The sequence below is a fragment of the Huijunlia imazamoxiresistens genome (genome assembly GCF_037132455.1).
In the GTDB taxonomy this organism is placed as follows: domain Bacteria; phylum Bacteroidota; class Bacteroidia; order Chitinophagales; family Chitinophagaceae; genus Flavisolibacter; species Flavisolibacter imazamoxiresistens.
The window spans coordinates 1-11898 of sequence record NZ_JBBBEI010000007.1 but is presented as its reverse complement, the minus strand read 5'-3'; the positions used below and the strand labels follow the sequence as shown (position 1 = coordinate 11898).

4 protein-coding genes are annotated in these 11898 nt (G+C 61.3%); 1 reads left to right on the top strand and 3 read right to left on the bottom strand.

Going from position 1 to position 11898, the window contains the following annotated elements; translation table 11 throughout:
* Nucleotides 1-37: 37 nt before the first annotated feature.
* A complete protein-coding gene (locus V9K67_RS10375) occupies nucleotides 38-1315 on the bottom strand; it encodes a hemolysin family protein (protein WP_336722119.1) in 1278 nt (425 codons plus the stop codon).
* A 364-nt stretch (nucleotides 1316-1679) separates the two neighbouring features.
* On the opposite strand from V9K67_RS10375, the gene V9K67_RS10370 reads away from it, so the two are divergent.
* Complete coding sequence (locus V9K67_RS10370; protein ID WP_336722118.1) at nucleotides 1680-3533, top strand: M23 family metallopeptidase; 1854 nt, start codon at nucleotides 1680-1682, stop codon at nucleotides 3531-3533.
* A gap of 111 nt (nucleotides 3534-3644) precedes the next feature.
* Here V9K67_RS10370 and V9K67_RS10365 read toward each other — a convergent pair whose 3' ends face one another.
* Complete coding sequence (locus V9K67_RS10365; RefSeq protein WP_336722117.1) at nucleotides 3645-9908, bottom strand: LamG-like jellyroll fold domain-containing protein; 6264 nt, start codon at nucleotides 9906-9908, stop codon at nucleotides 3645-3647.
* 595 nt (nucleotides 9909-10503) lie between these two features.
* Nucleotides 10504-11898: T9SS type A sorting domain-containing protein (locus V9K67_RS10360; RefSeq protein WP_336722114.1), on the bottom strand; the 1395-nt coding region annotated here is incomplete at its 5' end.

The window sequence follows — 11898 nt, the reverse complement described above, 5'->3', positions numbered from 1 at the left end:
ATTATTCCAAAGTGGCGCCCGGCTGCCCCGCTGCCGGTCAGCCGGAAGTTTCTTTTCGCCGGATCAGCACTTTATCCACCTTGTGCCCGTCCATGTCGACCACTTCGATGACGTGCCCCTTCCATTTAAATTGGAAACCTACCCGGGGGATATGGCTGGCGGCATGCAGCACCAGTCCCGCCACCGTGTTGAACTGCCGTTCCTCGCTGGCCTCGCCGATCAGGTCCGTCAGGTCGTCGATATGGGTGCTGCCGCTTACCAGCCAGGACCCGTCCTCGCGCTGCACGATGTTGCGCTCCTCTCCTTCCCCGGTAATGATGTCGCCCACCATGGCGTCCAGCAGGTCGTTGAGGGTGATCACCCCCTGGATGGACCCGTACTCGTCCACCACCACGCCAAAGTGCACCCGGGTTTCCTGGAAGATCGCCAGCGCTTTATAGGCCTTCATGTTCTCGGGCAGGAACTGGGGCTTCTTCACCCACTTCGCCAGCGACCATTCCTCGCCTTTGAGCAGCGCCCGGGCATAATCGCGGAGGTGAAAGACCCCTTCGATCTCGTCGAGGTCGCCCCGGCAGACGGGGTAAATGGCCAGGTCTTCCTCGGCCAGCGGGTGCATCTGCTGCGCAAAGGGCTTGCTGCTGTCGATCCACACCAGCTGGTTGCGGGGCGTCATCAGCGAGCTGACGGTGCGGTCGCCCAGCTGGAAAATATTGGTCACGATCTCATGTTCGATCTCATCGATGGCCCCGGCTTCGGCACTTTCCTGCACGATGGCCTTGATCTCTTCCTCGGTGACGTGGTTGTCGTCGGCCCGCTTGATCTTGAACAGCCGGATGAGCAATTCGGTGGACTTGGACAACAGCCAGATGAAAGGCGCCGCGATCTTCGATAATACGAACATGGGGCGGGAAACGAAGGGAGCGATCTTTTCGGGCATGGTCAGGCCGATGCGCTTGGGCACCAGCTCGCCGATAACAATGGAGAAATAGGTTATGATGATCACCACGATGGCCACGGACAGGCCGCTGCTGTAGGGGGCCAGCAGGGGCGACCGTTGCAGTACGACCTCTAGCTTTTCGGCGATGGCCTCCCCGCCGAAGATACCGGTGAGGATACCGATCAGGGTAATGCCCACCTGTACGGTAGAAAGAAAGCGGCTGGGGTTTTTCGCCAGCTCCGCGGCCCTGCGGGCGCCGGCATCGCCTTTTTTGGCCAGGGCATCGAGACGGGCGGGACGGGCCGAGACCACGGAAATTTCGGAAAGCGCAAAAAAACCATTGATAAAGATCAGGACGAAGATGATGATAAACTCCATGTAGTTGTCGGATTGGTGAACTGCAGCCGCCGGCCCTGCAGGGATCGGTTTTTGCAGACGGGAATCTTCCCGCATGCAGGACGGTTTCTACCCATACATGCAAATTAAAAGAAAAGCCCGATGCACGGTACAGGTTTCTTTCCCCCGTGCCGGCGCCGGAAAGCGACCCTATAGCCCGGCACGTGTTAAAGAAAACAAAAATACATCCAGAAAATTTATTCTACTTTTGAGGAAGCATACCGCTTTGTCCGGCAGTCACCGCTGTCCGGCAGACCTACACCTGATTTCTTCTTCCCCCGGAGTTCTTCCTGCCCTGTGAGGGCAACAACGCACCCCTTCATTCTTAACCGCACAAGGAATCATCATGCAACACCCACTCTACCCAACACCTGCGTGCAGGCTGGCTGCAGGCGCTGTCGGCTCCTTCCTCCGGCGCTCCCTCCAAGGCCTGCTGTTGTTTTTCACCCTTTTGGTTGCCCGGCCCGCCTCTTCCCAGAATTATATCGGCGTCTGGCGGGGCGGTTCGGACGGTTACTACCTCTGGAGCGGCGTGGACTGGAACAGCTTTGTGGCCAAGTGGAACGAACTGGGACGGCTCAACCTGCGCCTGATGGACATTGAAACCTATGTAGAAGGCGGCCGCAGGCTGTATTCGGGCGTCTGGCGCGGCGGCTCGGACGGCTATTACCTCTGGGCCGGCGTTACCTGGTCGAACTTCGTGGCCAAATGGAACGAACTGGGCCGTCAGAACATGCGCCTGATCGATATCGAAACCTATGTGGAAAACGGCGTCCGCCTGTATATCGGCGTCTGGCGCGGCGGTTCGGACGGCTACTACCTGTGGTCGGGCGTAACCTGGAGCAATTTCGTGGCCAAATGGAATGAGCTGGGGCGCCAGAACCTGCGCCTGGTAGATATCGAAACCTATGTGGAAAACGGGGTCCGCCTGTACTCGGGTGTCTGGCGCGGCGGCTCGGATGGCTATTACCTCTGGGCCGGCGTGGACTGGAACAATTTCGTGGCCAAGTGGAATGAGCTGGGCCGCCAGAACATGCGCCTGATCGATATCGAAATGTATGAAGATAACGGACGGAAATACATTGGCGTGTGGCGCAGCGGCTCGGACGGCTATTACCTCTGGGCGGGGGTGGACTGGGAAAACATTACCTCCAAATGGTACGAGCTCGGCCAGCAGAACCTGCGCCTGAATGACATCGAGATTTATCCCAGCAGCTGTATCGGCTGCGAAAACCACGTGATCATGCCCGATGACGGCGCTACGTCCTGGCGGGAACAGTACAATTACGGCATCACCGCCACCACCACGCACTGCGAAGGGCGGCCCGGCACCTGCCCCACGCCTCCTGCCGGCGGGATGGTCTTTTACCGCTGGCCCGCGGTGCTCAACGGCAACCAGGCTTATATCCGCTTTTCGGCGATCGATGTGCGCGACCGGTTCCTGACGCTGCCCTTCCAGTCGGGCCAGTCCATGAGCAAGAACGGCTGGCGCTACAGCAACGGCGGCTGGCACCACGCCCTGGATTACAGCCGTACCGACGGCAGCACCTTCAAAGTAGTGGCCGCCGCTGCCGGCCGGGTGATCCACATCGGCTGGGACAACTGGTCGGGCAATACCATCGTCATCAGCCATGATGTGGGCGGTGTAACGGATGCCTACCGCACCATCTACATGCACCTGCGCGACGGGGCTTCCAACGACTGCAGCAATTCGTGGTCGCTGACGGTACCCACCATCAGCGGCACCGACCTGACGGACTTCAAAACCCACCTGACCGAAACCGGCTGCTCCCAGGACGGGGCCTCCCGCAACCTCAAGAGCGACCATTGGGGCACGAATTCCGAAACGATCGACAAGAGCCTGCTGGGAAAAACCGTGTCGGCCGGCCAGGTGATCGCCTGGGCGGGTAATACAGGCCCGGGCGGCAAGCGGGGCAGCGGCGGTCCCAACACACACCTGCACATCTTTTATGCCCGCCGCGATCCTACCGACAACCGGTGGTACTTTTTTGATCCCTACGGCATTTACGATATGCCGAACTGCTACCCTTCGGGTGTCACCGACGCCATCAATACACCCTGCGCCCGCTACCCCAACGCCTGGAGGAACGGGGTGCCCCAATACCAGGCACCCTTCCTGTGGCCCTACCAGGTTCCGGGAGAATTTACATTTTCACCCTTTCGTACGTACGGTAAATAGAATTTCCTGTTCCGCCTAAGATTTGTTGCATTCTATTGCGTTTTGTTTCATTCTCACAAAAAAGGAAGGGAGCGGTCGCTCCCTTCCTTTTTAATAACGGTACTGTATAGATCAGTTCTTCACAAACTTGAAGACCTCGCTGTAGTCCGCCGATTTCACGGCCAGGAAGTACACGCCCGGACCCATCTGCGCCTGCAACAGGCTGATCGTCAGCAGGCCGCCGCTGAGGGTGGATGCCGACTCCAGGTACTGCTTGCCCGACACATCGGTGATGCGTACCGATACCTTTCCGCTCACCCCCGCAGGGAAGGCCAGGTGGATGGTCTCCGATACGGGGTTGGGATACAACCGTACGCTTCCGGCCTTTTCCAGGCTGCTTTCCTCCTGCAACGGCCGCGAAGTAATGCTGTTCGTGGCCGCAAAGATGCCCGCGATCTCCGAAGCGCTCAGCGCGCTGCCGTACAAGCGCAGGTCGTCCATAGCTCCCTTCCAGCGCTGGCTGCCGTTCAGCGAGCCAATGGTCAGCGCACCGGTATTGCTAATAATGGCCGCAGGCGTAGCGAAGGTCACCGAGGCATCCTGGACCCCGTTGATGTACATCCGGGCGGTGGCGCCGTCGTAGGTGGCGGCCACGTGCGCCCAGGTGGTGGCATTGGTGGGGTAGTTGGCCGCTGAAGCGATGCGGTACGTAGAGCCGTTGGTGCCGGTGTTGAAGCGGAACTCCACCTTGCCGCTGCTGTTGATGAACAGCTCGTAGCCATTGGTGGCGCCTTTGGCCAAAATAGTGCCGTTGCGCACTTCTATGGGCCTGATCCAGGCGGCAACCGTAATGGCGCTGGTGATGTTGAGCGAAGCCGCGTTGGAAGCGCGGGCATACCGGTCGGTGGTGCCCGGCATGCTTACCGCCAGGGCTTCCTTACCCGTAACCCAGGTGACGTCGCCGGCCTTCACGAAGGTGGCATGGTTGGCGTTGCCCGAAGCATCGCTGAGTACCGTACCGCTGCCTTCGTTCATCCGCCAGTGACCGGCCAGGATGGCCGAGGTAGCGGGGGCCGTGGTAAAGCTCCACACAGCGGACCAGTCGGAGGAGCCGGCGCCGTTGTGGGCCCTAACCCTCCAGAAGTAAACCGTGTTGGCCGACAGGCCGGTTATCGAAGCGCTGGTGCCGCCCACATTGTCGCGGTTCACTACAGGTGTGGTGAAGCTGTTGCTGGTCGCTACCTGCACGCTGTAGTTGGCGGCATTGGCGGCCGCGTTCCACACCAGGTTGGGACTCGTGGGTACGCCGGTGGCGCCATTCGCCGGTGCGCTCAGGGTCACGGCTCCCGGCAAGGGGGTGACGGCGGTGACGGTGGTGAAGCTCCAGGTATCGGACCAGTTGCTGGTGCCGCCGGCAGTGAGGGCTGCGGCTACGCGCCAGTGGTAGACGGTGTTGTTCTGCAATCCTGATACGCTTGCGGAAGTGCCGCTGATGCCGCTTTGGTCGTAGACCGTAGTGGCAAAGTCAGGCGACAGCGATACCTGCAGGCGGTAGGAGGAAGCTCCCGACAGCGTGCTCCACGACAGGGTGGCCGAGGGCGAAACCGCTACGCCGGTGGCGCCGTTGACGGGCGTGGTCAGGGTGGGTTTCACGCCTGAAGTGGCGGTGAAAATGGCGGTGATGGAGGTAGCCGCAGAGGGGGTGATGCGGAGCTCCTCGGTGGTGAACTGCTGGGTGCCCACCTGCCAGCGTACGAAGGCGAAGCCGGGGTTGGGCAGGGCCTTCAGGGTCAGGGGCACGCCGCCGAAGTAAGTGCCCTGCCAGGGATAAGGCTGGGCAGGGTTGGCGCCGACGGTCGTGCTGTTGATGGTCAGCGAGTTGATCTTGATGCTGCCCTGGGTCCTGTCGCAGTTCAGCGTGATTACCAGGTCGCTGCCCAGGCCGAAGAACGACCGGATATGCGACCGGTGGTTGGAGGGCCGTTGGGTGGCAAAGGTCTTCATCACGTCCACATCGCTGGTGAACCGGGAAAGCGAAGGCCGGCCCCACCGCAATTCGTGCTCGGGGATCTCGGGTTCCACGACCGCCTTGATGCTGTCGATCAGGGCATTCACCCGGGTGGGCAGGAAGGCGGTATTGAGCTGGTCGGCCATGCGGTTGATGAAGTTGAATTTGAAGTCCTGGTTGGTCAGCAGCTTGCGCAGCAGCTCGTTGGGCCAGGTGCCGCCGCCATCGCCGTTCTCTTCGTCGGTGATCCACTCGATGGCATTAAAGCCGGGATCCGAGAGGCCCAGGTCCACGTCGTGCAACAGCCACCGCCAGCGGCCGTCCTGGCCGGCAGGGGCCGAGGGATTGTACGGCACACGGGCCCTCCAGTAATCGATATTGCTCTGCGGCCAGTCGGTATTTCCGTAGAACGCTTCGGCAGCAAAGTAATCCGCAAAATTGTCCACGTCCATCCGTTGGGTCACGCCCGCAAAGCCGGCGGGGGTGGACAAGTTGGTATTGCGGATGTAATTGAGCATTTCGTTGTAGTTCACGGCATCGCCCTCTTCCACTTCCTGCTCGCTCACCAGGTAGTCGATGTTGTCGGGATCCACACCGTAGAGCTGGGCGACAAAGAACCGATCCGGCCGTTCGCGGAAGTTGTGAATGCCCCAGTATTCGCCGTTGATGAAGACCACCGACGGCCGGTAGTGCTGGGTGGGCATGATATGGCTGACGAGCATATGAGCCAGCGCATCCTTGAACATCGTATGGCCCCAGTCGTTGCCCGAGTTGCGCAGGATCCACCGCTTGAAGCTGTTCTGGGAATAGTTGGGAAAAATCGGGTAGTCGAGGGTGGCCTTTCCGTACTCGGTCCGTGCAATCACCCGCAGGGATTTCTGGGGAAAGCGGCGGCTGAAGTCGCCGTTGATCCGCAGCCCGATATTCTGCTGGAACTTCAGGTCCGGTCCGAAGTACTCGATGGAGCCGGGCCGTTCCCAGTCGTCGCCTTCCATGTAGTAGTTGCCGGTTTCATCGCTGCCGTCGTAGTTGTCGCCGGGTACATAGATGCCCCGGGCATCACCGAACAGGCTGTCGCGCGGCGACACCACCGACACCACGGGCAGGGTGTATTTGCGGCCCGGCAGCACCAGGTAGGTGCCGGTGGTTACCGCCGACGCGTCGGCACCGGCCTTGAACGCCCTGGCCCGGATGATGGTGCCTTTACGCACCGTACCCGAAGGTTCTTCCCAGGCCCGCGAGCCGCTGGAGATCTCGTTGGTGGGGATCAGCGACAGCACGTTTTGCTGGCTGGAGCGGTCGGTAACCGTGAACGGCAACGAATACACGGGCGAGGAAGCCGTCGGGATCGAGCCGTCGAGGGTGTAGCGGATGGTCACCGACGCATCGGAATGCGAAAGCGCCACGCTCTGGTTGGTGGAATAAACGCCGGGGGCCACCGAGAAAATGGGTACCGGCAACACTTCCCTGTAGCCCGGGATATTGGAGGCACCGGGAGTATAGGTAGAGAAGAACTGCAGGGTCCCGGTCCCATTCGGCTCGCGGCCGCGGGAAACGTTGGTGGGGATGGCAATGGCGGGCAGGGAATCCACCCGGCTGCCGCCGGGAGCGGTCAGCACCACTTCCTCGCCCTCGGCGCCTATGGCAAAGTTGGTATGCAATTGCCCCGAGGCCGGTGTACGGTTCTTGCTGGAAGCCCACACGAGCAGGAAGGCGCCCGGGTTCAGCGTCCGGGAGGGGAACACCCATTTGAAGGGCGTGGCGTAATCGTCCGACAGGCCGAAGCCCTGCAGGTTGATGGCGGTAGTGCCGTAGTTATACAGCTCGATCCAGTCGGAGAAATCCCCGTCCTCATCGGTGATGGCCGCGTTGTTGGACGACATCACCTCGTTGATCGCCAGCTGGTAGACGGTAGTGGAATTAATGGTGCGGAACGACTTGACGACCGACCAGGAGCCATCGCCGCCGGCATTCGCCGCCCGCACCCGCCAGAAATAGGTAGTAGCAACGGCCAGGGGTGTTTCCAGTTGGTAGCGGGTGGCGCCGGAAACGGTTTTCGCGGCGACCAGCGTGGTGAACTGGTCGGAAGTGGCCACCTGCACGTGGTAGCCGGCCACATTGGCCACGGCCTGCCAGCTCAGCTCGGGCAGCAGTTGCTGGTTCTGCGCGCCGTCGGCGGGGCTCAGCGTGGTCACCTGGCCCGGGGGCGGTACACCGCCCGTGTTGCGGCCCTCCACCGTCAGGTTGTCGAAACGGTTGTTGCCGGCCGTACCGCCTGCTCCCTGCACGAACTGGATGCGGAGCTTCAGGTTGGCATTGTTGGCGGTGCCGCTGATGCCGTGCAGGTTCAGCGTCACCAGCACGGGATCGGCATCGGCCACCACCAGCGACTGCAGCGCCGTATAATTGGTGCCGTCGAGGCTATAGCTGATCTGCTGTGTGCCGGCCCCGGTACCCGAACGCCGGGTTTCGTACTTCACCACCACGCTGTCGAAGCCGGTGGAGGGAATCCCGAAGGTAACCGTGGACCCGATGGGATTGTTCAGGCGGAAGTGCGTCCCGGCGGCCTCCCCGTTGCGGGCGTTGATGCCGGCAAAGTTCTGGCCCGTTCCGCCAATGGCCTGGGTGGTGGTGGCAGAATCCACTCTCAGCGTGCCCCCGCCCAATGTAAAGGCCGGCGGCTGCAGGTGAAAGGTGTCGTTAAAATTCCAGTAATGGACCAGGGCGGTGGCGCCAGGCGGCGGGGCGGATGCCGTGGTAAAGCTCCGCGTCAGCGAATAGTCGCCGTCGCCCGTGGCATTGGTGGCCCTTACCCGCCAAAAGTATTGCGTAGCCGCAGCCAGGCCGCCGGCCTGCACCGAGGTGCCGGATATGTTGCTTTGCGCAAAGACGGTGGGGCTGAACCCGCTGTTTTCCGAAACTTCCACCCTGTAGCTCTGGGCATTGGAAGCGGCAGTCCAGCTCAGGGTCGGGTTGATGGCCTGGTTGGTAGCACCATCCCCAGGAGCGCTCAGCGTGGGCGTACCCGGCAGCGGCGGCGGTGCCGAGGCCGTGGTAAAACTCCGCGTTAGTGAAAAATTGCCCCCCCCGGTACTGTTGACACCTCTTACCCGCCAGAAGTACTGCGTACCGGCGGCTAGCCCGGCGGCCTGCACGCTGGTGCTACCAAGGTTGGAAGCGCTAAAGGCCGTAGTGGAAAAATTGCTTTGTGCGGATATTTCCAGGGAATACGTCTGGGCGTTGGAAGCCGCATTCCAGCTCAGGGTCAGGTCGGTGGCCTGGTTGGTGGCACCATCCGCAGGCGCTACCAGCGTAGGCGCTGCCGGCAGGGGCAGGGCCGTAGTAAAGCTGCGCGTCGCCGACCAGTCGCCGTCGCCGCCGCTGTTACCGGCATGCACCCGCCAGTAATACAGCTTGCCCCCGGCAAGACCGGTAGGCTGTACCGAAGTGGTGCCCAGGTTTTCCTGGGAATAGGCAAGGGTGGAGAAGTTGGAAAATTCCGAAACCTGCACCCCGTAACGGGTAGCGCCGGCGGCGGTATTCCAGCTCAGTGTCGGTGTCTGCGACACATTGGTGGCCCCATCCGCGGGTGCCACCAACACCGGGGCGGGCGGCGGCGCCGGGGGCGTGCCGTTCATCACGGTCTGCACTTCATCGGCGGTCAGGGCGCCGCGGTACAGCCGCAGGTCGTCCATGGCCCCCTTCCAGCGGCGCTCCCCCGCCAGCGAACCGATGGTGAGCACACCGGTATTGCTGATGATGGCCGCAGGGGTGGCAAAGGTCACCGAAGCGTTCTGCACCCCGTTGATATACATGCGGGCGGTGGCGCCGTCGTAGGTGGCCGCCACGTGCACCCAGGTGGTGGCATTGGTGGGGTAGTTGGCCACCGAGGCGATGCGGTAGGTGGAACCGTTGGTGCCGGTATTGAAGCGGAACTCCACCTTATTGCTGCTGTTGATGCACAGCTCGTAGCCGTTGGTGGCGCCCTTGGCCAAAATAGTGCCGTTGCGCACCTCGATGGGTCTTATCCAGGCAGCGATGGAGATGGCGTCGGTAATATTGAGCGAAGCCGTGTTGGGAGCGGTGGCATAGCGCTCCAGGGTGCCGGGCAGGCTCAGGGCCAGCCCTTCCTGGCCGGCGGGCCAGGTAACGTCTTTTGTTTTCAACAGTGTCGCATGGTTGCCGGTGCCGGAATGGTCGGTGATGGTGGTGCTGCCGGATTCGTTCATTTTCCAGTGGCCCACCAGCGTGCCGGCGGTAATGTCCGCCGGGGAGCGCTCCTTTTTCTTTTGCGGCCGCCCGGGACCGAAGGAGGCCGTTAGGTGCAGTACCAGCAGCAGGAAGAGCGGGAGGTTTACAAATGGTTTCAGGGTAATCTTCCTTTTCATGACAGAAAGGTTTTAATGAATAATGAGGCGGCTTTCAGGGCAGACGGAAGCAGATACCGGTTTCAGGAAGGGCATGCAGGGGCCCGGACAGGGATTTCCTGGTCCGAAGCACGCCATGAAATGGGTATCCTTCAGAAGGGTACTGGGAGTACTGGGAAGATGTCTACATAAAGAGAAAGCGCAGAAGTGCAACCTTTCGTTGAACGAAGAGCGGCGAACGGTTCCTGCCGCCGGGCGGAGGGCAACGTCCGTACGCTGTTCCTAACGTTTGTCAGCACCTGCCTTTTGCCTTTGATCAGAAGGGGAAGCGGGTTGGGAAGCTGAGGTTTTTCGAAATCGTTTTGTGGGGGTAGGGGATAAAATATTGGATCCTTACAACAGCTGTAACGACAGCCCATCCATAAATGTTGCTGAGGTTAGGCTACAAATCTGAAGAATTTCCGGGAAAAAACACAACCGTATTTTAAGCCAATTTTAAGCCCCTGAAAATCAGGCGCCCCACCCTTCCCGATAGCCGGGGGCCAAAAGAAAAGGGAGGCAGGAAAAGCACCCGCTTTTTCCTGCCTCCCTGGAATTTTCGCGCTTCCGGAACGTACTATTGCTCCACGATCAGCTGCACGGTTTTGCTGCCGGTAGCGGTCTGCAGCCGCACCAGGTACAGGCCGCCCGCCAGCCGCCCGGCATCGAAGCCGAAGGTGGTGGTGCGCCCCGCTTCCGCCCGGCCTTTATCGAGTACCCCTACCCGGGCGCCCTTGCTGTCGTACAGCACCAGGCGGTACTTTTCCGGCTGCGGCAGGGTAAAGCTCAGGGTGGTAGGACCCGAGGCGGGGTTGGGAAAGGCCGTCAGCGAGGCATTCCAGCTGTTCCGGGCTGCGGCCCGGGTCGTCAGCACCTCCTGTTCGGAAGGACCGGCAGGGGCAGTGGCAGGCGGTGCGCTGTCCTCGTCGCGGGCCAGCACGCCCACGGCCTGCTTCGGATCAAGGTCCTGGTTGGTGGCCAGGATCACCACTTCGCCGTTGGTGGGCTGGTGGGTGCTGGTGGCCTCGTTGAACAGGTACCGGCCGCTGATCAGCGTTTTGGGGGGCCCGAAGGAAATATCGGGCACGGCGGTTTCGCGGTAAATAATGTCGCCTCCCTCCTCTTTCGAGCCATACACTACTCTTAACTTCTGCGCCCTTTCGTTCAGCACCGCTATGCCCCGGGTGCCTTCGATGGAGGATACCGGGTAAAAGGTCCAGCTGCCCGAAGGGGTGCGTTTGAGCAGCGAGATCTTGGGGTAGCCCGGCGAGTCGTAGGAGGTCTTCACCGCGCAATAAAGGGTGCCGTCGCCGGCGCAGAGGATGTTCATGTGGTCGTCGCCAAAACCGTTGCCCCTGCTCTGGGCCTGGCCCGAGGCCGGCGCTTCGTCGGCCGACCACTGGCGCGGGTCGGCGCCGTCGTTATGCGTTTTGAAGCCGAAGCGCTGGGTGTTCTGGTCCGACCACAGCACCCCTATTTTTCCCGGCATCGGCACAAGGGCGCAAATATCATCATCGGTAATGCCCTGGGCGATGCGGAAGGTATCGCTCCAGCTGGAATAGGGGGCATCACTCCAGCGTACGTTCACATCGGTCTTGGCCGCCGAGGCGATCCACATGCGGCCGTCGCCGTCGATGGCCAGCGTGGCCGATTCGGCCCCGGAGCCAAAGGGCAACTCCACCCGGGAGGTGCGTTTGCTCCACAGCTTGTACCTGCCCGTGCCGGCATCGTATTCCACCGACACCAGGTAGGAATCATCTTCCGGCTCGAACAGGAGGATATGGGTAACGTTGCCCAGCACGCGACAATCGGCATGCACGTTTTCCGAAGACGTAAGGGTCAGCGTGGGCGTCCAGGTGGTGCTGTCGAGGCGGAACAGCTTGGTGCCGCCCCTGGCCGCCAGCACGCTCCACCATTTGCCGGCATGGTACCATACCTTGGCCTGCGGCTTGTCGGCCGTGTTTTTCATGAT

Coding starts and splice junctions, on each gene's coding strand:
- V9K67_RS10375 (WP_336722119.1), bottom strand. CDS start 1,315: ATGGAGTTTATCATCATCTTCGTCCTGATCTTTATCAATGGTTTTTTT.
- V9K67_RS10370 (WP_336722118.1), top strand. CDS start 1,680: ATGCAACACCCACTCTACCCAACACCTGCGTGCAGGCTGGCTGCAGGC.
- V9K67_RS10365 (WP_336722117.1), bottom strand. CDS start 9,908: ATGAAAAGGAAGATTACCCTGAAACCATTTGTAAACCTCCCGCTCTTC.